Annotated in this window: 18 protein-coding genes and 1 riboswitch; of the genes, 15 read left to right on the top strand and 3 right to left on the bottom strand. The window is 71.9% G+C overall.

All coding sequences use genetic code 11. From position 1 onward, the window contains the following. The first annotated feature begins 5 nt into the window (after positions 1–5). The 10 genes from OG254_RS06630 to OG254_RS06585 all read left to right on the top strand — a co-directional run bounded on the left by OG254_RS06630 (position 6) and on the right by OG254_RS06585 (position 10695). Positions 6–704, top strand: coding sequence for a hypothetical protein (locus OG254_RS06630; protein ID WP_405578256.1), 699 nt, complete (start codon positions 6–8; stop codon positions 702–704). 249 nt (positions 705–953) lie between these two features. Then, positions 954–1622, top strand: a complete 669-nt coding sequence (locus OG254_RS06625) for a sigma-70 family RNA polymerase sigma factor (RefSeq protein ID WP_405578254.1) — start codon at positions 954–956, stop codon at positions 1620–1622. A gap of 114 nt (positions 1623–1736) precedes the next feature. Next, positions 1737–2807 (top strand): ABC transporter substrate-binding protein, encoded by a 1071-nt coding sequence (locus tag OG254_RS06620; RefSeq protein ID WP_405578251.1) that lies wholly within the window; start codon positions 1737–1739, stop codon positions 2805–2807. Between the two features lie 11 nt (positions 2808–2818). After that, complete coding sequence (locus OG254_RS06615; RefSeq protein ID WP_405594872.1) at positions 2819–3877, top strand: FecCD family ABC transporter permease; 1059 nt, start codon at positions 2819–2821, stop codon at positions 3875–3877. Between the two features lie 19 nt (positions 3878–3896). Then, complete coding sequence (locus tag OG254_RS06610) at positions 3897–4748, top strand: ABC transporter ATP-binding protein (protein WP_405578249.1); 852 nt, start codon at positions 3897–3899, stop codon at positions 4746–4748. 29 nt (positions 4749–4777) lie between these two features. Next, a complete protein-coding gene (locus OG254_RS06605) occupies positions 4778–5002 on the top strand; it encodes a hypothetical protein (RefSeq protein ID WP_351194286.1) in 225 nt (74 codons plus the stop codon). Between the two features lie 112 nt (positions 5003–5114). Beyond that, on the top strand, positions 5115–6467 hold the full coding sequence (locus OG254_RS06600; RefSeq protein ID WP_405578245.1) for an MFS transporter: 1353 nt from the start codon (positions 5115–5117) through the stop codon (positions 6465–6467). Between the two features lie 13 nt (positions 6468–6480). Further along, positions 6481–8307 (top strand): asparagine synthase (glutamine-hydrolyzing), encoded by a 1827-nt coding sequence (gene asnB / locus OG254_RS06595; RefSeq protein ID WP_405578242.1) that lies wholly within the window; start codon positions 6481–6483, stop codon positions 8305–8307. 15 nt (positions 8308–8322) lie between these two features. Beyond that, a complete protein-coding gene (locus tag OG254_RS06590) occupies positions 8323–9567 on the top strand; it encodes a cytochrome P450 (protein ID WP_405578239.1) in 1245 nt (414 codons plus the stop codon). 99 nt (positions 9568–9666) lie between these two features. Beyond that, entirely contained in the window at positions 9667–10695 is a 1029-nt protein-coding gene (locus tag OG254_RS06585; protein WP_405578237.1) for an L-tyrosine/L-tryptophan isonitrile synthase family protein, read from the top strand. On the opposite strand, the gene OG254_RS06580 is transcribed toward OG254_RS06585, so the two are convergent. The 3 genes from OG254_RS06580 to OG254_RS06570 are packed head-to-tail and all read right to left on the bottom strand — an operon-like array spanning position 10608 to position 13404. Beyond that, positions 10608–11612, bottom strand: a complete 1005-nt coding sequence (locus tag OG254_RS06580) for an ABC transporter substrate-binding protein (RefSeq protein WP_405578234.1) — start codon at positions 11610–11612, stop codon at positions 10608–10610. The genes OG254_RS06585 and OG254_RS06580 overlap by 88 nt on opposite strands. Further along, positions 11597–12379: an ABC transporter ATP-binding protein gene (locus tag OG254_RS06575; RefSeq protein ID WP_405578231.1), complete on the bottom strand. Its 783-nt coding sequence runs from the start codon at positions 12377–12379 to the stop codon at positions 11597–11599. Before OG254_RS06575 ends, OG254_RS06580 begins: the two co-directional genes overlap by 16 nt. A gap of 2 nt (positions 12380–12381) precedes the next feature. Continuing rightward, positions 12382–13404: a FecCD family ABC transporter permease gene (locus OG254_RS06570; protein WP_405578229.1), complete on the bottom strand. Its 1023-nt coding sequence runs from the start codon at positions 13402–13404 to the stop codon at positions 12382–12384. Positions 13405–13582: 178 nt separating this feature from the next. Continuing rightward, positions 13583–13667, bottom strand: a riboswitch (cobalamin riboswitch). Between the two features lie 121 nt (positions 13668–13788). On the opposite strand from OG254_RS06570, the gene OG254_RS06565 reads away from it, so the two are divergent. From OG254_RS06565 to OG254_RS06545, 5 genes are all read left to right on the top strand, one after another. Then, complete coding sequence (locus OG254_RS06565) at positions 13789–14514, top strand: ankyrin repeat domain-containing protein (RefSeq protein ID WP_405578227.1); 726 nt, start codon at positions 13789–13791, stop codon at positions 14512–14514. Positions 14515–14727: 213 nt separating this feature from the next. Beyond that, the gene (locus tag OG254_RS06560) at positions 14728–16125 is read left to right on the top strand and encodes an FAD-binding oxidoreductase (protein WP_405578224.1); all 1398 of its coding nucleotides are present in this window, start codon (positions 14728–14730) and stop codon (positions 16123–16125) included. 116 nt (positions 16126–16241) lie between these two features. Further along, complete coding sequence (locus OG254_RS06555) at positions 16242–17669, top strand: cytochrome P450 (protein ID WP_405578221.1); 1428 nt, start codon at positions 16242–16244, stop codon at positions 17667–17669. Between the two features lie 197 nt (positions 17670–17866). Then, on the top strand, positions 17867–19345 hold the full coding sequence (locus OG254_RS06550; RefSeq protein ID WP_405594870.1) for an MFS transporter: 1479 nt from the start codon (positions 17867–17869) through the stop codon (positions 19343–19345). Positions 19346–19406: 61 nt separating this feature from the next. Next, entirely contained in the window at positions 19407–20600 is a 1194-nt protein-coding gene (locus OG254_RS06545) for an esterase-like activity of phytase family protein (protein ID WP_351194298.1), read from the top strand. Positions 20601–20611: the final 11 nt, after the last annotated feature.

The following is a 20611-nucleotide window of genomic DNA, read 5'->3' as shown; positions in this document are numbered from 1 at the left end:
CCGTCATGACTGCTGGGTGGGGTGTGCGCACGATACGGGCCGCGATGTTCGCGTCCGTCTGTGTGCTGCTCGCCGCCCTCGGCCACGTCCTCATGTCGGGGCAGACGGTGCCCTGGTGGACGCTCGCGGCCGGTGCCGTCCTGACGGGCGGCGCGGGCTGGTGCCTGGCGGGCCGGGAGCGCGGACTGCCCCTGGTCGTGTCCGTCGTGGTCGCCGCCCAGGGTGGGCTGCACACAGCGTTCGAGTTCGCCCAGTCCTCCACCGCCACTGCCACCGCACATGACATGAGCTCCCTGGCCTCGCACGCAGGCTCCATGGATCCCATGTCCGTGGACGCCATGAGTTCCGTGAGTTCCATGGGTTCCGTGGATTCCATGTCCATGGGGCACATGGGTATGGAGCACATGGACATGGGTCACCACATGGGTGGCACATCCTCGCTCGGCATGTTCGCCGCCCACACCCTCGCCGCGCTGCTGTGCGGCCTGTGGCTGGGCCACGGTGAGCGTGCCGCGTTCCGCATCCTGCGGGCCGTCGCCGGATGGCTGGCCGCCCCGCTGCGGCTGTCGCTCGCCCTGCCCGCACCGCCGCACCGTCCACGGCTCAGCCCGCGGCGCGGTCGCTCCGACCGGGCGCCGCGGCTGCTTCCCCTCGTCCACACGATCACCTCTCGGGGGCCTCCGGCCGGGATCGCTGTCATCTGAGACAGCCGGTTCCCCGAGGCGTACGGACACGGACGCCGACTCGTCGACAGCCGTGAAGGCGTCGAGCCGTCGAGTCGTCGACGCCGACCGTGCCTCGGGCCTCGGCCGTACCTGCCGTACGGCCGTGTCCCTTGCTTCCCCGGAACTCCCCGGCACGGCGTGCCCGTACGTCTCACGCAGCCATGCCGGCGCCGATCCCGTCGGCGCCCGCCTGCGTGCCGGAGTCCGGACTACCTGAGAAGGAACCAGGTGATCACTCCTGCCCTGCCCTCCTCACGCGCGACCCGCGTGAGGCACACGAAGGCGGACAACAGCTCCACGACCGCCTCCCGCGACGAGTCGACGACCGCGTGGGCGCTGGCGGCCGGCGGCGGTGACCCGGACGCGACCGACCGTTTCGTCCGCGCGCTGCACCGTGACGTCGTGCGCTACGTGGCGCATCTGTCCGCCGATCCGCAGGCCGCCGACGACCTCGCGCAGGACACGTTCCTGCGGGCGCTCGGCAGCCTGCACCGGTTCGAGGGCCGCTCCTCGGCGCGGGCCTGGCTGCTGTCCATCGCGCGGCGCGCGGTGATCGACAGTCACCGCTATGCGGCCGCCCGGCCGCGGCTGTACGACACCGACGACTGGACGCTGATGGCGGAACGCGCCCAGCCGACCGGCCTGCCCGGCTTCGACGACGGCATTGCGCTGCTCGACCTGCTGGAAGCGCTGCCCGACGAGCGCCGCGAGGCGTTCGTCCTGACCCAGATGGTGGGCCTGCCGTACGCGGAGGCGGCCGAGATGAGCGACTGCCCCGTCGGGACGGTCCGCTCGCGCGTGGCCCGCGCCCGCGCGGCCCTCGTCGAGCAGCTGGCGGAGGCCGAGACCGAGGTCGCGGACGATGCCATGGCCGAACCGGCCGTCGTGGCGGCCTGACCCGGAACCCGGTGTCGGTTCCCCCTGCCGGGAACTGACACCGGGTTCGCCCCGACTACTGGATCGGGCGGCGGATGTCCGCCCGTGCGTCCAGTGGATCCAGGGGAGTTTTCGATGCGTTCTCGTGTGGGGCGGGCCATGACGGCCGCGGTGCTCGGCGGCCTGCTGGCGTCAGGCTGCGGCAGCGGGAACAGCGACAGCGACAACGCGAGCCCCGCCGCCGGCAAGGGGGACTCCGCCGGCTACCCGGTCACCGTCACCGACTGCACCGGCGCCGGGACCACCTTCACCTCGGCCCCGAAGAACATCGTCACCAGCAACGCCTCCAGCCTGGAACTGCTGTTGCGGCTGGGTGCCGGGGACAGGGTCGTCGGCACCGGCTTCCCGCCCGGCAAGGGCACCCTCCCGGGCGAACTCGACGCGCAGGCACAGCAGGTGAAGGTGCTCGGCGACACCGTGATCCCCAAGGAGAAACTCCTCGGCTCCGGCGCCGACCTGTACATCGACACCTTCGCCTCGATGAACATGGGCGGCGGGATGGGGGACGCGCCGACCGAGGAGGAGTTCAAGGCGGCCGGCATCAAGCACACGTTCCTGAAGTCCACGGCGTGCGCCGCCATGAGCAAGAGCCCGGTCACCGACCTGTCCGCCGTCGAGGACGACATCACCTCCCTCGGCGCGGTCACGGGCACGAGCGCGAAGGCGAAGGAACTGGTCGACGGCATGAAGCAGAAGGTGGACGCCGTCCGCAAGGCCGTCGGCGCCGCGCCCGAGAGAGAGCGGCCCACGTACTTCTTCTTCGACTACGACGCCGGCACCAAGCAGCCCATGGCCGTCTGCAACCGCCAGCTCGCCCACGCGGTCATCACGCTCGCCGGGGCCCGCAACGCGTTCGCCGACTGCGACGGCGACTACAAGCAGGTGGGCTGGGAGGACGTGATCGCGAAGAACCCGGACTGGATCCAGCTCGGCGTACGCAACCGGGGCAGTGAGGCCGCGAACAACAAGGCGTTCGACGAGGCGCAGAAGTGGCTGGAGTCGAACTCCGCCACCAAGGGCCTGAACGCCGTCAAGGAGGGCCACTTCCTGCGTATCGGCTCCGAGCGGACCACCATCGCCGGGGTCGAGAACGCCGACACCGTCGAGGAGATCGCGAAGACGCTCTACCCGGGCAAGGTCGGCTGACCGTGACGTCCTTGCTGTCGCGGCGCGAGACGGTTGCGGAGGCACGCACGGCGCGCGTCGGGTTGCTGGCGTCGGTACTGGGCGTCGTGCTCCTGGCCGCGCTGACGGCCGCCGTGGCCTGGGGCTCGACGTCCGTCCCGCCCGCAGAGGTGTGGAGCGTGGTGTGGCGCCGGCTGTCCGGCGAGGTGGCGCGTCCCGGCACGAACGACCTGATCGTCTGGCAACTCCGCGTCCCGCGCGCCCTGTTGGCGGCCCTCGTCGGCGCCGGGCTCGGTCTCGTCGGTACGGCGGTGCAGGCGCTGGTGCGCAACCCGCTGGCCGACCCGTACCTCCTGGGCATCTCCAACGGTGCCTCCCTCGGCGCGGTCGCCGCGATCGTGCTCGGGGTCGGGGCCGGTGGCGCGCTGGGGCTCGGGCTGTCCGGGGCGGCCTTCGCCGGAGCCCTGGCCACCTTCGCGCTCGTGTGGGCCGTGGCCCGCAGGGGCGGTGGGTTCGCGCCGCTGCGGCTGGTGCTGGCCGGGGTGGCGATCGGACAGTTCCTCTCCGGGTTCACCAGCTATCTCGTGCTCCAGGCCGGCGACGAGCAGCAGACCCATAGCGTGCTGTTCTGGCTCATGGGCAGCCTCAGCGGCGCGAACTGGGATCTGCTGGCCGTCCCGGCGGTCGCGGTACCGGCCGGGTGGCTGTGCCTCCAGGCGCGTGCCCGGGGCCTGAACGCCCTCCTGATGGGCGACGAGACCGCGGCCGGGCTCGGCATCGACGTCACCCGGCTGCGACGCGAACTGTTCACGGTGACCAGCGTGCTCACCGGTGTCCTGGTGGCCGTCTCGGGCGCGATCGCGTTCGTCGCGCTGATGGTGCCGCACGTCTGCCGCCTGGTCGTCGGCGGGGACCACCGCCGCCTGCTGCCCGTCTCGGCACTGTTCGGGGCGCTGCTCCTGGTCGTGGTCGACATCGTCTGCCGTACGGCCATGGACACGCAGGAACTGCCGGTCGGCGTCGTCACCTCGCTGATCGGTGCACCGGCCATGCTCTATCTGCTGGACCGGCGCCTGGGGAGCGGCAGTTGAGGAACTCGGGGAGCGCAACTTGAGGATCGACATCGAGGACCTGCACGTCGCGTACGGCGGCCGCACGGTCGTCTCCGGCGCCCGACTCATCGCGGCGGAGGGCGAGATCACCGGCCTCGTCGGGCCGAACGGCAGCGGCAAGTCCACACTCCTGCGCACCGTCTACCGGCATCTGAAGCCGGCCGCCGGCCGGGTCCTGCTGTCCGGCACCGACCTGCGCCGACTGAGCCCCGTCGAGGCGGCCCGCCATGTCGCGGCGCTTCCGCAGGAGCGGGGCGACGACTTCGAGCTGACCGTCCGCGAGGTCGTCGCCATGGGCCGTACGCCCTACAAGCGGGCCTTCGCCGGGGAGGACGGCACCGACCGGGACGTCGTCGCCCGCGCCCTCGCGGACGTCGGCATGGAGCGGCACACCGGGCGCCGGTTCACGAACCTGTCCGGCGGGGAGCGCCAACGCGTCCTGCTGGCCCGCGCCTTCGCCCAGCAGCCGGACGTCCTGGTCCTGGACGAGCCCACCAACCACCTCGACATCCGCCACCAGGTCGAACTGCTCGCCCTGCTCCGGGCGGGACGCCGGACGACCCTGGTGTCGCTGCACGACCTCAACGCCGCCGCCTCCGTCTGCGACCGGCTGCACGTCCTGCACGACGGCCAGGTGGTCGCCTCCGGTTCGCCCCGCGAGGTGCTGCGACCGGCACTGCTGGCCGAGGTGTTCGGCGTACGGGCGACCGTCGTGGACCATCCGCTGACCGGCGACCCGCTGATCGCCTTCGATCATCGGGCCCCGGCGGACGGGCCGGACGGCACGGGCGTCCCCAAGTCGGCCCCGAGCGCTGTCTCGGGGGCTGGTCCCGGGCGGTCACATCGGTGAGCGCCCACGATCGCGAAGGGTTATGAACTATGAGCGACATCGAAGGCATTGCCGGCCTGGACCCGGTGGCCACCTTCTGCGGCGACTGCGACTGCGGCTGCCCGCAACTCTTCGTCGACCCCGGCGCCCCGGCCGAGCGCCGGGTGGTCCTCACGGACGACTTCGGGCAACGGGTGCAGATGAGCGCGGACCAGTTCTCGTCGCTGGTCACGGAGGCCAAGTCCGGCAAGCTGGACGGCATCGCCACGGCCTGACTCCGCAATTCATCATATTTCCGGCCACGCTCGGGAACTCGGCCCCGGGCGCTCCCGACCTCTGGAACGAGGCTGTTGACGGCAGTCGATCGTGAGGGGGAGGGGCGCGAGGGTGAAGGACCGCTGGGTTCTCGTGGCCGTGGCGGGCGCGCTGTCGTTCGTGGCCATGCTCGACATGAACATCGTCAACGTGGCGCTGGCCGACATCTCCGCCGGCCTGCACGTCTCGGCCACGACGGCACAGTGGGCGGCACTGGCCTACCAACTCCCGGTCGTCGCCCTGCTGTTGCCGGTCGGCCGGTGGCTGGACGGCATGGGCACCCGGCCCGCGCTGCTGGCGGCGACCGCCGGCTTCGCGCTGTTCGGTGCTCTTGCCGCACTGGCCCCCTGGGCGGCCTGGCTGATCGTGGCCCGGACCGGACAGGGCATGTGCGCGGCGGTGCTGTTCGTGCTGATGCCGGTGCTGGTGATCCGCGCCGTACGGCCCGCCGCCCGCGGCCGGGCGATGAGCGTGCCCGCGACGCTCGGCCCGCTCGGCGCGATGACCGGCCCGGCGGTGGGCGGGCTGCTGCTCGACCACCTGGGCTGGCGCTGGGTCTTCCTGGTCAAGATCCCGTTCTGTCTGCTGGCCCTCGCCCTGGCCTGGAAGGCGATGCCCGAGGACGGAGCGTGGCGCGCACCGGATCGGCGGTTCCTGGCTGACACGCTGTTCGTGGGCGGGGGACTGGCCATGCTGCTGCTCGCCCTCACGCTGGGATCCGGGCGACCGCCGTGGGTGCTGCTCGCGCTCGCCGCGCCGCTGCCGCTGTGGTGCTGGCTGCGCGGGCCCGGCGGACGTCCGGTGACCGGAGTCCTGCGGGCGGCGGGGCTGTTCCGGGCGCATGGCGCGGTCCTCGCGCTGGCCGCCGGGTTCGCCGCGATGCACTACGTGGTCGCCCTGCACCTCCAGCGGGACGAGGGAGTCAGCGCCACCGCGACCGGGCTGACCGTGCTCGCCTTCCCGCTCGGCATGGGGCTGGCCGGACCGCTCGGAGGCCGACTCGCGGACCGGTACGGCTTCCGGCCCGTCGCGGTCACCGGCGCCGCCCTCACCGCCGCCGGCCTCCTCCTGCTGATCCCGCTCGGCGACGACTGGTCGCCGCCCGACGTGGCCTGGCGGCTGGCGCTGGCCGGCCTCGGCATGGGCCTGAGCGGCGGCCCGACACAGGCCCTCGTCATGGGCGCCGCCCCGCCGGAGCGGACCGCCACCGTCGGCTCCACGGTGCAGGTCGCCCGCAGCCTCGGCTTCACCATCGGCCCCGCCCTGGCCACCGCTGCCTGGGCCCTGGCCGGTTCCGGCGACGGCGCGCGGGCCGGGCTGACGCTCGCCGCACTGGCCGCCTGCCTGGCCGTACCCCTGCTCGCGCTGTCCGGCCGGCCGGCCGCCGCCGTGCCCGAGCCGACCAACGACCCCGTCTCGACCTGATCCAGGAGTTCCCATGTGTGGAATCACCGGCTGGGCGTCCTTCCACCGCGACGCCCGCACCCAGGCCCCGGTCATCGAGGCCATGACCGCCGAGCTCTCCCCGCGCGGCCCCGACGCCGGGGGCGTGTGGCTGGGCGAGCACGCCGCGATCGGCCACCGCCGCCTGTCCGTCATCGACCTCGAAGGCGGCGCCCAGCCGATGACCGACCGGCCGAACGAGCCGACGGCCGTGCTGAGTTACAGCGGCGAGGTCTACAACCACCACGCACTGCGAGCCGAACTCCGAGGCCGCGGGCACGCCTTCCGCACCCGCAGCGACACCGAGGTCGTGCTGCGCGCCTACGCCGAGTGGGGCGAGGCGGTCGCCGACCACCTGGACGGCATGTTCGCGTTCGCCGTCTGGGACGAGCGCGCCCAGCGGCTGCTCCTCGTCCGCGACCGGCTCGGCGTCAAGCCGCTGTACTGGGCGGCCGTCGACGGCGGGCTCGCCTTCGCCTCCGAGCCCAAGGCGCTCTTCCGGCACCCCGGGATACGGCCCCGGGTCGACGCGGACGGACTCCGGGAGGCGTACAGCCTGCTGTTCAACACCGGGCCGACCGTATGGTCCGGCGTACGGGAGGTGGAGCCGGGCGGCCTGCTCGTCCTGGACCGGGACGGCATCCGCGAACGCCGCTACTGGCAACTGGAGGCCGGCGCGCACACCGATGACCGGGACGCGACCGTCGCACGCGTCCACGATCTGGTGAGCGACGCCGCCCGCGGCCGGCTCGAAGCCGACGTCCCCCTGTGCAGTCTTCTGTCCGGCGGCATCGACTCCACCGTCCTGACCGCCCTGCTCGCCGACGAACTCCGGCTGCGTGAGGGCCCGGACGCCCGGATCCGCTCCTACGCCGTCGACTACAGCGACCAGGCCGAGCAGTTCACGGGTGACGTCCTGCGCACCGGCCACGACACCCCGTACGCCATCGAGGCGGGCGCGTACATCGGCACCGACCACAGCACGGTCGTACTGGACCCGCGCGCCCTGCTCGACCTCGAACACCGCAAGGCCGTCGTCGTGGCCCGCGACTCGCCGATCGGCGTCGGCGACATGGATACCTCTCTCTACCTCCTGTTCGGGGAGATACGGAAGCACTCCACCGTCGCCCTGTCCGGCGAAGCCGCCGACGAGGTCTTCGGCGGCTACCCCTGGTTCCACCACCCCAAGGCACTCGCGGCCTCGACCTTCCCCTGGCTGCTCGTCACCGGCGACGAGGCCGCCATGCCGCTCAACCCCGAACTCGACCTGCGCATCGCCGAGTTCCGCGACGACACCTACCGCACCGCCCTGGCCGCCGTGCCCCACCTCGACGGCGAGAGTCCGGTCGAGCACCGGCAACGCGAGATGCAGCACCTGTCCCTGACCCGCTGGCTGCGCCAACTCCTGCACCGCAAGGACCGGTTGAGCATGGCGCAGGGACTGGAGGTCCGCGTCCCGTACTGCGACCACCGGCTCGTCCAGTACGCCTTCGACGCGCCTTGGGCGCTGAAGAGCTTCGACGGCCGGGAGAAGAGCTTGCTGCGCGCCGCGGGAGCGGGACTGGCCCCCGAGTCGGTGCTGCACCGACCCAAGAACCACTACCCGGCCACCCACCACCCCGACTACAACCGCGGCCTGCAGAACCTCGCCCGTGACGCCCTGTCCGACGAGCGGGTCCGGGGGCTGGCCGACGAGACCCGGATCAAGCCCTGCCTCGACACCCCGCCCGAGCGCCTGGAGTGGGGCCACCGCCTCCGCCTCGAACGCGTCGTCGACCTCGCCCTGTGGCTGGACCACCACCAGCCCGAACTCGCCCTCTGAGGAGCGCCACCACCCATGACCACCCAGGAGCAGCAGCCACTCACCGACCCGGTGCCGCTGATGGGCTGCCCGTACAAGGCCGACCCCTATCCGCTGTACGAGCGGATGCGCGAGGCCGGGCCGGTCCACCAGGTCCTCTTCCCCAGCGGGGTACAGGCGTGGCTCGTCACCGGATACGACGCCGCCCACGAAGCGCTGAACGACGACCGGCTCGGCAAGAACCACGACCGGGGCAACGACCGCTGGCGGGCCCGCGCCTCGATCATGCCCGAGCCCCAGCACTCCCGCCTCCAGGTCCATCTCCTCCACCAGGACCCGCCGAAGCACACGCACATGCGGCGCTTCGTCACGGACGCCTTCACGCCGCGCCGCGTCGAGAGACTGACGCCCCGCTTCCAGGAGCTGGCCGACGCCCTCGTCGACGCCCTTCCGGACACCGGTCCCGCCGACCTCGTCGCCGGATTCGCCGCCCGCTTCCCCTTCCAGGTCCTCGCCGAAGTCATCGGACTGCCGCAGCAGTTGGCGGCACGCTTCGACCGCGACTGGGGCAAGGTCGTCCAGCCGGTCGGGCCCACGGACCCGGGGCGGCCCGCCTACGAAGCCCGACTGCACGGCCTGCAGAGCTATATCGCCGAGGTGGTCGCCCACAAGCGCGAGCACGGGGACGGCGATCTGCTCGGCCGTCTGGTCGAGGCCCGCGACCGGGGCGAACTCTCCCAGGAAGAGCTGGACTCGATGATCTTCCAGCTGCTGGTCGCGGGCCAGGAACCGGTCACGAACCAGATCACCACGGCCCTGATCGCCCTGCTGCGCCACCCCGAGCAGCTCGCCCGGCTGCGCGACGACCCGGGCCTCATGCCTCGCGCGGTCGAGGAACTCCTGCGCCACGACAGCGCCTTCGAGCTCACCACCTGGCGCTTCTTCGACCAGGACAGCGACCTGCACGGCACCGAGATCCCGGCCGGGGACTCCGTGATCGTCTCCCTGTGCGCCGCGAACCGCGACCCACGCCGCTTCCCCGACCCGGACGCCCTAGATCTCGACCGCAGCCCCAACCCCCACCTCGCCTTCGGCCACGGCATCCACTTCTGCCCCGGCGCCGCCCTCGCCCGCGCCGAACTCCGCATCGCCCTCGGCACCCTGCTGACGCGGCTCCCCGGACTGCACCTCGCCATCAGGGACGAGGACATCGCATGGATCCCGGCCGTCCTGGGCCGCGGCACGAACCACCTGCCCGTCGGCTACGACCGACGGCTGTGACCGAAGGCAGCCACCTGACCCACCCACTTCACCGGCAGCGCCCGGCCCCCGGCCGAGGCGCCATGCCGCCCTGCCCGCACGCCTCCCTGGAGGAGCGACATGCTGCTGACCACCGCACCGGACACCCTCCCCGAGACGACCGCCACCCGGATCCTGAACCTGCTCCTGCCGCACCACCGCACCACCGACCAGGACCGCGCCCCGGCCGAGGCCTTCCCGTGTCAGCTCCGCCGGATCGCCGACTTCGTCCGTGAGGACGCCCCCGTCGTCCTCACCCTGCCCGGCTTCCCCTGCAAGTCCCCCAACCCGGCCAAGACCCTGGGCCACCTGCCCGACATGGGAGAACGCCTCTCCCTCGCCTTCCTCGACACACTGTGCACGCAGATCGAGAGGATCCACCCGCCCGGCGCCCGCGTCGTCGTCTGCTCCGACGGCCATGTCTTCGGCGATCTGATCCGCGTCCCCGACCACCACATCGACGCCTACGCCGACGAACTGCGCGCGCTCATCAGGGAGTCGGACCTGAGCCACCTGTCCGTCTTCGACCTGCGCGACGTCCTCGGCGACCTCCCCCACGACACCAAGCGCGCCCACGTCCACGACCGCTACGCCCCCACCCTGGACGCCCTGCGCACCGAGGTCCGCACCGACGCCCCCACCCTCGCGCTGTACCGGGGCATCACCCGCTTCCTCGTCGAGGACACGGCCGGCTTCAGCGGCACCCGCTCCGCCCTCCAACGCGAGTGCCGCAGCCGGGCGTACGGCGTCATCCAGCGCAGCCGGGCCTGGGGCGAGCTGATCGCCGAGCACCATCCACGCGCCGTACGCCTGTCGATACACCCCCAGCCGGCCGGTGCCCCCAAGTTCGGCATCCGGCTCCTCGACGCCCCCGACGCCTGGACCACCCCCTGGCACTCCGCCGCCCTGCGCGAGCCCGACGGCACCTGGACGCTCATGCCCCGCGCCGGCGCGCAGCGACTGGGCCGCCTGGTCCACCGGGACGGCAGACCGAGCCACTTCGAACGCCCAGGCACCGACGATCACCGCTCGGAGGCCACCTCCCGCAGATACGCGCCGAGCCGCTCGACGGCCGACGGGTTGCGGGGGCTCTCGACCAGGTCGACGTAGTCCAGGACGAAGATCCGCTTGTGCTTGACGGCGGAGACGTTGCGCAGCGGCCCGTAGGAGAGCAGAAACTTCCGCTTCTGCTCGGCGCTCACATCGCCGTAGTCGCAGATCACGATGACGTCCGGGTCCCGCTCCACGACGCTCTCCCAGCCCACGGTGGTCCAGGAGTCCTCGACGTCGTGCATGACGTTGGTCCCGCCGGCCTCGGTGATGATCTGCTCGGGGGCGGCGTAGCGGCCGGACGTGAAGGGCTGGTCCTGCCCGCTGTCGTACAGGAACACCTTCGGCCGGTCCGCACCCTTGGGGGCCCGGTCGTGCACCTCGGCGATCCGCTTCCTGAAGTCGGCGATCAGCGCGGCCGCCCGCTGCTCGACGCCGAACAGCTTCCCGAGGTTGGTGAGGTCGGTGTACAGGGCCTGAAGGGGCGGCATGATGCCGCGCGCGTTCTCCGTACGGCCGTTGCGGCAGGACTCGGTGAGGACGTACGAGGGGATGCCGAGCTTCTTCAGCGCCTCGGGCGTGAAGCCGCCCTCCTCACGGAAGCCGTAGTTCCAGCCGGCGAAGACCAGGTCGGCGCGGGCGTCGAGGACGTTCTCCCTGGTGAGCTGGTCCTTCGACAGCCACTTCACCTTCTCGTAGCCGTCCTTCCACGGCACACCCGCCAGATCGCCCTTGTCGTCGGGCATCGCGAACCCGGCCATGCGGTCCTCCAGACCGAGCGCGAACATCAGCTCGGTGATGCCGACGTCGTTGGTGACCACGCGTTCGGGGACCTTGTCGAAGGTGACCTTGCGGCCGCAGTTGGTGAGGGTGACCGCGGAGGACTTGGCCTCCGCCGCCTTCTCCACCGTGGCTCCACAGCCGGTCGCGGTGACGGTCGCGGCGAGGCAGAGGGCGGTGGCTATGAGCTTGCGCATGTGGGTCCTTGGGGGAGGAGGTCGAACAGGAGCTGGACCGCGCCGGTCTCCGGATGCCGTACCGGATGGGCGCGGACCCCGAACACGTCGGCGAGCAGCGTGGGCTGGAGGACGTCGTGCGGCGGGCCCGAGGCGACGATCCGGCCGCCGGCGACGACGTACAGGACGTCGCAGTGCGCGGCGGCCAGGTTGAGGTCGTGCAGGGCGGCCAGCACGGTCAGTCCGCTGGAGCGCACCAGGGACAGCACGTCCAACTGGTGGGCGATGTCGAGGTGGTTGGTGGGCTCGTCCAGGACGAGCACCCTCGGCTGCTGGGCCAGCGCCCGCGCGATGAGCACGCGCTGCTTCTCGCCGCCGGACAGGGCGAGGAAGCCCCGCTCGGCGAGATGGGCTGCGCCGGTGCGCTCCATGGCGGCGGCGCAGATCTCCCGGTCGGAGGCGGCCGTACGGCCCGTGTGCGGCAGCCGTCCCATGGCCACGACCTCGGCGACGGTGAAGTCGAACTCGGCCGATGACTCCTGCGGCAGCGCGGCCAGCACCCGGGCCGCCGCCCTGGGCGCCATCGCGTGCACGTCGTCTCCGTCGAGCCGCACCACGCCCCCGGCCGGCCGCAGCGCCCGGTACGCACAGCGCAGCAGCGTGGACTTGCCGCTGCCGTTGGGGCCGACGAGCCCGACGAACGCCCCGCTGTCCACGGCGAGTCGGATGTCGTCGACCAGCCGCGCGCCGGCCGCCTCGACCGTGACTCCCTCGATGTCGAGCCGCATGCTCACCGGCCTCCGAACGCATAGCCGCCGCGCCGCATCAGCAGCACGAACGCGGGCACCCCGACGACGGCCGTGATCACGCCGACGGGCAGTTCGGCGGGCGCGAGGAGGAGCCGGGACAGTAGGTCCGCCCACACCAGCAGTACCGCCCCGGCGAGCGGTGCCACGGCCAGCACCCGGCGGTGATCGGCGCCCACCAGCATCCGTACGACATGCGGCACCATCAGCCCGACGAACCCGATGGCCCCGCTGACCGCCACCACCGTTCCGGTCACGGCGGCGGTGACCAGGAACAACTCCCTGCGCAGCCGCGCCGGTTGGACGCCCAGCGCCGCGGACGTCTCGTCCCCCATGGCGAGCGCGTTGAGCGTCTCGGCCCGCAGCCGCAGCCAGGCCCACCCGGCCGCCACGGTCACCGCGGCCAGCGGCACCTGCGCCCAGGTCGCGCCGCCCAGACTGCCCAGCAGCCACATCATCGCCGACCGGGCCGCCTCACCGCGGGCCGCGCCGAACACCATGACGGTGGTGACGGCCTCGAAGCCGTACGCCAAAGCCGTCCCGGTCAGGATCAGCCGCAGTGGGGTGAGCCCGTGCGGCGACCGGGCCACGGCATACACCAGCGCCGTGGCCGCGAGCGCCGAACCGAAGGCGGACAGCGACAGCGCCCAGACCCCCAGCCCCCCGAACACGCCCAGCAGGATCACGGCGTTGGCGCCCACCGCGGCGCCCGAGGAGATGCCCAGCACGAAAGGATCGGCGAGCGCGTTGCGCACCATCGCCTGCACCGCCACCCCGACCGCCGCGAGCCCGGCCCCGACGACCGCGCCGAGCACGACGCGCGGCAGCCGGATCTCCCAGACGATCGTGTACGCGGCAACGTCCTGGGCGTCGATGCTCCCGCCGGTCAGCCCGGCCCCGAGCAGCCGCAGGACATCCGCCCATCCGATCCCGGCCGCCCCGAGCCCCACGCCGCACACCAGCGACACGAGCAGCAGCAGGGTCAGCCCCAGGACGAGTGGCAGCACGGGGAGGCGTGACGTACGGGATATCGGTGTCCGTGTCGGACTTCGGTGCACGGGCGGGCGGTCCTTCGCCTGGGGGCCGCCTGTGAACGTGGAGCAGGAGACAGCCCGTACGACCGTGCCGGTCGCGCGGTCCCCTCTCGCAGTCCGCGGCGAGCAGTCAACGGGTCGCACCAACCACGGGCGATCGGGCTCGCGCGCCGGACCACGGGGGTCCGTCGCACACACCGTTGCGGGTCAGCGCCGGATTCTCACCGGACTTCCCCCGGGGAAGGCCCGGGGAGCGTAACAGACAGGGTTGCGGGGCAGGTGGGACAGGGGCGGCGGCGTCGGCGTTGTCAGTGGGGCGTGTTATCCAGGTGGGGAGGGGATCCGGGAGGTGGCGCGATGCTGATCGACACGACCGCTCCACTGGCCCGTGCCGCGGTGGAGGCGATCAGGACCGGCGACGTGACGGCGTTGCAGGACCTGCTCACCGCGCATCCGGGGCTGGCCACGGCGCGGGTGGGCACTATGAAGACCGCGCGGCCTCTGCTGCACATCGTCACCGACTGGCCGGGGCACCTGCCCGACGGTCCCCGGACGGTGACCGCGCTGGTCGCCGCGGGCGCGGACGTGAACGCCCGGTTCACCGGCGCGCACCGCGAGAGCGCGCTGCACTGGGCGGCCAGCTGCGACGACGTGCCCGTGCTGGACGCCCTGCTCGACCTGGGCGCGGACATCGATGCCGACGGCGGCGTCATCGGCGACGGCACGCCACTGGCGGACGCGGTGGCCTTCGGGCAGTGGAAGTGCGCCCGGCGCCTGGTGGAGCGGGGCGCACGCATGACCCTGTGGCAGGTCGCCGCCCTCGGCGAAGCCGACCGGGTCGCCGCCTTCTTCACCTCCGAGTCCGGCCACCCTGCCGCCGAGGACGTCTCCGCGGCGCTGTGGTGCGCCTGCCACGGCGGGCAGCAGCGGACGGCTGATTACCTACTGCGACGCGGCGGTGACATCAACTGGATCGGCTACGACCGGCTGACCGCACTGGACGCCGCCCACCGCGAGGGCCACGACACCCTGGTCACCTGGCTGCGCGAGCAGGGGGCGAAGTCCGCCGGGGAGTTGGTCTGACGCCGTGCGGGGACCGCGCATCCGACGTGCGGGCGCCCAGCAAGGGGTGAAGACTGGGAGACGGCGGGGCCGCTGTGTCCTGCCGACATCGACACGTTGCTACATCGACACGAGGTGCGAACGGATCCGCGCACCACGCCCCCGCAGCCCGCCCGGACGTCAGGCGCCCTCATCCGTGCGCGGCTCGCCGTCCTCATACAGAGGGAGCCGGCCATGGGCGGCATCAACGGAACAGCACTGGAAGGCCTGCGCGAGGGGCTGCGGGGACCCGTCATCACCCCGCGCGACCCGGGCTACGACGAGGCCCGCGCGATCTACAACGCCGGGATCGACCGGCGCCCGGCGGCCATCGCGCAGTGCGTGGACGTCGCGGACGTGCGCAGCGTGATCTCCGTCGCCAGGGACACCGGAGCCACGCTCGCGGTGCGCGGCGGCGGCCACAGCGGACCCGGGCTGTGCATGGTCGACGACGCGCTCGTCCTCGACCTGTCGACCATGCGCGGGGTGCGCGTGGACCCGGGCACGATGACCGCGCAGGTGGCCGGCGGAGCGCAGCTGGGCGACCTGGACCACGCGGCCGACACCTTCGGTCTGGGCGTGCCGGCCGGCATCATCTCGATGACCGGCGTGGGCGGGCTCACCCTCGGCGGCGGCCATGGTCATCTGACCCGCAAGTACGGGCTGACCATCGACAGCCTGGTGTCCGCCGACGTCGTCCTGGCCGACGGAACGTTCGTCATCGCCTCCGAGGACGAGCACCCCGACCTGTTCTGGGCGCTGCGGGGCGGCGGCGGGAACTTCGGCGTCGTCACCTCCTTCACCTTCCGGCTGCACCCGGTGGGCACGGTCGGCGTCGCGGTGACGGTGTGGCCGGTCGACCGCACCCCGGAAGTGCTGCGCTGGTACCGGGAGTTCCTGCCCGCCGCGCCGCAGGACCTCAACGGCTTCTTCACCCTGCTCACCATCCCGCCCGGACCGCCGTTCCCCGAGCCGATCCACGGGCAGAAGATGTGCGGCGTCGTCTGGTGCTACACCGGCGACCTGGCGGGCGACGGCCTGGAGCAGGCGCTGACCCCGGTGAACGAACCGGCGCCCCCCACCTTCCACTTCACCACGCCCATGCCCTACCCCGCCCTGCAGGGCATGTTCGACGAGCTGATCCCGAAGGGCTACCAGTGGTACTGGCGCGGCGACTTCTTCGACGAGATCTCCGACGCCTCGATCGACGTACACCACAAGTACGGCGAGAACCTCCCCACCGAACTGTCCCTGATGCACCTGTATCCCGTGGACGCCGAGGCCCACCGGGTCGGCGCCGACGACACCGCCTGGGCGTACCGGGACGCCAAGTGGTCCGGAGTGATCGCCGGGGTCGACCCGGACCCCGCCAACGCCGAGCTGATCCGGCAGTGGTGCGTCGACTACTGGAGCGATCTGCACCCGCACTCCATGGGCGGCTCCTACATCAACTTCATCGGCGAAGGAGAGGGCACGGACCGCGTCCGGGCCACCTACCGCGGCCACTACGACCGGCTGGCCGCGACCAAGCACACCTACGACCCGGACAACTTCTTCCACGCCAACCAGAACATCCCGCCGGCCGCCGGCTGACGTCCGTCGCCCCCTTCGCGCACCCGTGAGCAGCGCCTGGGGTAGTGTCCCCAGGGGTTGTTCGGCTACTGACCGGTAGTGCGCCGGTGCGGGGCGTGTCGGAGGGCGGCAGGACGATGGAGTCCCAGGTGGGCGAAGGCGAATCCGTGGACGTCGACGGCAGCCGCCTGGAGGAGTTGACGCCCGAACCGCTGCTGACCCGCGACTACGAGACCCGCCCCTCGCTCGTCTACGAGCGGCTCAGGCAGCAGCACGGACCCGTCGCCCCGGTCGACCTGCTGGGCGTTCCCGCGTGGCTGGTCCTCGGCTACCGGGAGGCCCTCCGGGTGCTCCAGGACGACGAGGGCTGGCCGAAGGGGCTGGAGAACTGGCGGGCCCGCACCGACGGCGAGGTGCCCGCCGACTGGCCGCTCGGGCCGTCCCTGGAGGTCAACCACGTCCTGATCCAGGGCGGCCCCGGATACGGCTCGCTGCGCACGGCCTGGGACGCGGCGCTCAAGCCGTTCCAGGACCCCGGCAACCCGCAGGCCAAGCGGCTGAAGGCGGCCGTCACCGCCTACGCCGACGAACTGATCACCCTGGTCGGACAAGGCGGCGGCACCGGCGTCGCGGACCTGTCCGCACAGTTCTCCCGGCCGCTGCCCCTGATGGTGGCGAGCCACCTCCTCGGCTTCCCGGGATCGCAGGGTGACGACGCCCTGATGGACATGTGGCGGGTCCTGGACGCGGGACCGGACGCCGAGCCCGCCCTCGACCGGCTGCTGGCGACACTCGCCGAACTGGCGGCCGTGAAGCTGGAGAAGCCCGGCGACGACTTCCCCTCCCACCTGCTGGCCGCGCATCCCGGCCTCTCGCTCGACGAGCTGGCCCGTGAGCTGTTCATGCTGCTCGGCATGACCTCCGACCACGTCGGCATCCTCATGTCCAACACCGTCGTCGAGGTCATCTCCGGCGAGGGTGACGGCGGCGGCGTCCGCGCCAGCCTGTCCGCCGGGATGATCCGCGAGACCATGAACCGGGTCGTCCTGCGCAAGCCGCCCCTGGTGAACTTCGTCCCGCGCTTCGCCGCCAGGGACACCCCGCTCGGCAGCTACACGATCCGGGCGGGCGACCCGGTGTGGGTGTCCTCCGCCGCCGCGCACGCCGACCCCCTCTTCGCCGACCATGTCGCGGCCGGCAGCACGATCAGCACCCGGGCACATCTGTCCTGGGGCGCGGGCCCCCGCCAGTGCCCGGCCCGCGAGCTCGCGTCCACCGTCGCGGCGGTCGGCGTGGGCCGGCTCTTCGAGCGGTTCTCCCATCTGGAGCTCGCCCTTCCCGCCGACCAACTCCCGTGGCGCTCCTCGCCGTTCATGCGTGGCCTGCGCTCACTGCCCGTGCGGTACGAACTCGCCCCGGTGCCGGAGCGGGCGGGGGCGTTCCCGCCGCCGGCGGTCCCGAGGCCGGAGCCGGAGAGCGTCGAGCCGGTGCTGCTGGACCAGTCCGCCCGGCAGCGCTCGTCGCTGTGGCGCTATCTCACGGACCTGCTCCGCGGCGGTCGCTGACCTGGGCATGCCCAGGGACCGGGCCCGGCTCCGTGATCGACTGGAGGCCGGTACGGCACCGGCGTACCGTCGAATGGTGGCGGGAACCAGCCACCTAACCACCGCCACGGCGCGATGCCATGAGCAATCCCGAGCAGACACCCGAAGCGCAGGCCACCCCGCAGAAGACGGAGCACGGCAACGGCCGCGGCAGCGGTATGGCGCTGTTCGTCATCGCCTCCTGCCAGCTGATGGTGGTGCTCGACATCACCATCGTGAACATCGCCCTGCCGGACATCCAGAGCTCGCTCGACTTCTCCACGACGAGCCTGTCCTGGGTGGTCAACGCCTACACGCTTACCTTCGGCGGACTGCTGCTGCTCGGCGGCAGGATGGGCGACATCCTCGGCAGACGGCGGGTGTTCATCTTCGGTGTGCTGCTCTTCGTCCTCGCCTCGTTGCTCGGCGGACTCTCCCAGAACTCCTGGCAACTCCTCGCCGCCCGCGCCCTGCAAGGCGTCGGTGGCGCCATCGCGTCCCCGACCTCCCTCGCGCTGATCAGCACGACCTTCCGCGAAGGGCCCGAACGCAACCGGGCGTTCGGTGTCTTCGCCGCGGTCTCCGCTGGCGGCGGCGCGATCGGGCTGCTGATGGGCGGCATCCTGGTCGAGTGGTTGAACTGGCGCTGGGTGCTGTTCGTCAACGTGCCCATCGGGCTGCTGATCGTGCTCGCCACCCCGCGCTGGATCCGGGAGTCCGAGCGCCACCCCGGGCACTTCGACATAGCGGGCGCGCTGACCTCCACCATCGGCATGGTGCTGCTGGTGTACGGGTTCATCCGGGCGGCGCAGGACGGGTGGCGAGACCCGTTCACGCTGGCCGCGTTCGGCGCGGCCGTCGTCTTCCTGCTGTTGTTCGTCCTGGTCGAGCAGCGCTCCAAGCAGCCGATCACACCGCTGCACATGTTCGCGGACCGCAACCGGGCGGGCACGTACGGCATGATGCTCAGCCTGGCCGCCGCGATCTTCGGCATGTTCTTCTTCCTCACGCTCTTCGTGCAGGACGTGCTCAACTTCAGCCCGCTGCAGGCCGGCCTGGCCTTCCTGCCGGTGAGCGCGGTCATCGCGGTGGGCGCGGGGATCGCCTCGCAGCTCCTGCCCAAGTACGGGCCCAAGCCGTTCATGGTGACGGGCGCGATCCTGGCCGCCGCGGGCCTGTCCTGGCTGACCCTCACCGATGTCCACTCCACCTACCTGGGCAGCATCCTGGGCCCGATGCTCGTCTTCAGTCTGGGTATGGGCATGGAGTTCGTGTCCCTGACCCTGATGGCGCTGTCCAACGTGACCAACCGCGAGACCGGCGCCGCCTCGGGGCTGCTCAACGCCACCCAGCAGGTCGGCGGTTCCCTCGGGCTGTCCATCCTGGTCACCACGTTCGGTACGGCCAGCAGCAACGAGGCCGACAAACAGATCCCCGCCTTCCTGTCCCAGGCGACCCCGGTGGAACGGCTGCGCTTCGAACGCACCGGTCAGCTTCCGTCGCAGTACGCCGACGAGATCCTCACCTCGGGAGTCTCCTCCGCCTTCATCGTGGCCGCGATCTTCACGGGCATCGCCGCGGTGATCGCCCTGCTCGTCATCCAGGTTCGCCCCTCGGACCTGGAGCGGCTCCAGGGCGGCGGGATGCCGACGCCCTGAGATTCGGGCTGGACGTCTGTCGTTGGCGCATCCGTCACTCGGTGCTCTTACTGTGCGCGCCATGAGAAGAATTTCGATCATGGTCAGTGCCGCGGTGCTGACCGCCGGCCTCGCGGCCCCCGCGGTGGCCCACCCCGGCGGACACACCTTCGGCCGGGCCACGCTGACCGGCTTCGCGTCGCTGCCGGCCGAGACATTCGTGCCGGGCAGCGAGCCGTCCGGCGCCGCCATCGGCGCAGGCCCCTTCAACGGGATCGCGGCGCCCTTCGCGCACCAGCCGGTGCAGGGCTTCAGCGGTGTCGTGAACCGGCGTGACGGCACCTTCGACGTGCTGTCCGACAACGGCTACGGCAACAAGGCCAACAGCGCCGACTTCCTGCTCCGCGTCCACCGCATCAAGCCGGACACGCGCACCGGGAAGGTCGCGGTGCTCGGCGGGTTCAACCTGAGCGACCCCTACCACCACGTGCCGTTCGCGCTGACGCGGGCCGACCGGGTGCTCACCGGCGCCGACTTCGACGTCGAGTCGATCCAGCGGATGCCCGACGGAACGTACTGGATCGGCGACGAGTTCGGCCCCTGGCTGCTGCACTTCTCCGCCAAGGGCCGCCTGCTGCAGGCCCCGATCGCGCTCGACGGCGTGCAGGCCCCGGAGAACCCGTACCTGAACGGCGCTCAGCCGACAATAGCGAGCAGCAAGGGCTTCGAGGGCCTGGTCCGTTCCGTGGACGGCCGTCACCTCTACCCGCTCCTCGAAGGCACGGTGAACGGCGACACCCCCGGTGATCTGCGGTTCAGCGAGTTCGATGTGCGCAAGGGCACGTACACCGGGACGCGGTTCGTCTACCGCCTGGAGTCGACGGCGAACGCCATCGGCGACGCCATCGCCGTCGACCGGCACCGGTTCCTGGTCATCGAGCGCGACGGCGGACAGGGCGACACGGCCAAGTTCAAGCGCATCTACCTCGCCGACACCCGGGACCGCGACGGCGACGGCCTGATGGACAAGACCCTGGTCGCCGACCTGCTGGACATCGCCAACCCCAAGGGGCTCGGCGGCTTCGGGGAGACGTTCCGCTTCCCGTTCCAGACGATCGAGGACGTGAACCTCGTCGACGACCGCACCCTCGCGGTCCTGAACGACAACAACTTCCCGTTCTCCTCGGGCCGTACGGCCGGCAAGGCCGACGACAACGAGTTCATCACCATCCGGCTCTCGGCCCCGCTGCACGCGGACAAGCGCGCGTTCCGCTGACGGGTGTGACG

Origin of the sequence: Streptomyces sp. NBC_01092 (assembly GCF_045039535.1) — a bacterium.
In the GTDB taxonomy this organism is placed as follows: Bacteria; Actinomycetota; Actinomycetes; order Streptomycetales; family Streptomycetaceae; genus Streptomyces.
Note: the sequence above shows the minus strand (reverse complement) of the source record. Positions and strands in the feature narration are given on the sequence as shown.

Excerpts from the sequence above, each read along its gene's own strand:
- OG254_RS06630 (WP_405578256.1), top strand. The coding sequence starts at position 6 with ATGACTGCTGGGTGGGGTGTGCGCACGATACGGGCCGCGATGTTCGCG.
- OG254_RS06620 (WP_405578251.1), top strand. The coding sequence starts at position 1,737 with ATGCGTTCTCGTGTGGGGCGGGCCATGACGGCCGCGGTGCTCGGCGGC.
- OG254_RS06605 (WP_351194286.1), top strand. The coding sequence starts at position 4,778 with ATGAGCGACATCGAAGGCATTGCCGGCCTGGACCCGGTGGCCACCTTC.
- asnB (WP_405578242.1), top strand. The coding sequence starts at position 6,481 with ATGTGTGGAATCACCGGCTGGGCGTCCTTCCACCGCGACGCCCGCACC.
- OG254_RS06590 (WP_405578239.1), top strand. The coding sequence starts at position 8,323 with ATGACCACCCAGGAGCAGCAGCCACTCACCGACCCGGTGCCGCTGATG.
- OG254_RS06585 (WP_405578237.1), top strand. The coding sequence starts at position 9,667 with ATGCTGCTGACCACCGCACCGGACACCCTCCCCGAGACGACCGCCACC.
- OG254_RS06580 (WP_405578234.1), bottom strand. The coding sequence starts at position 11,612 with ATGCGCAAGCTCATAGCCACCGCCCTCTGCCTCGCCGCGACCGTCACC.
- OG254_RS06575 (WP_405578231.1), bottom strand. The coding sequence starts at position 12,379 with ATGCGGCTCGACATCGAGGGAGTCACGGTCGAGGCGGCCGGCGCGCGG.
- OG254_RS06565 (WP_405578227.1), top strand. The coding sequence starts at position 13,789 with ATGCTGATCGACACGACCGCTCCACTGGCCCGTGCCGCGGTGGAGGCG.
- OG254_RS06560 (WP_405578224.1), top strand. The coding sequence starts at position 14,728 with ATGGGCGGCATCAACGGAACAGCACTGGAAGGCCTGCGCGAGGGGCTG.
- OG254_RS06555 (WP_405578221.1), top strand. The coding sequence starts at position 16,242 with ATGGAGTCCCAGGTGGGCGAAGGCGAATCCGTGGACGTCGACGGCAGC.
- OG254_RS06550 (WP_405594870.1), top strand. The coding sequence starts at position 17,867 with ATGGCGCTGTTCGTCATCGCCTCCTGCCAGCTGATGGTGGTGCTCGAC.
- OG254_RS06545 (WP_351194298.1), top strand. The coding sequence starts at position 19,407 with ATGAGAAGAATTTCGATCATGGTCAGTGCCGCGGTGCTGACCGCCGGC.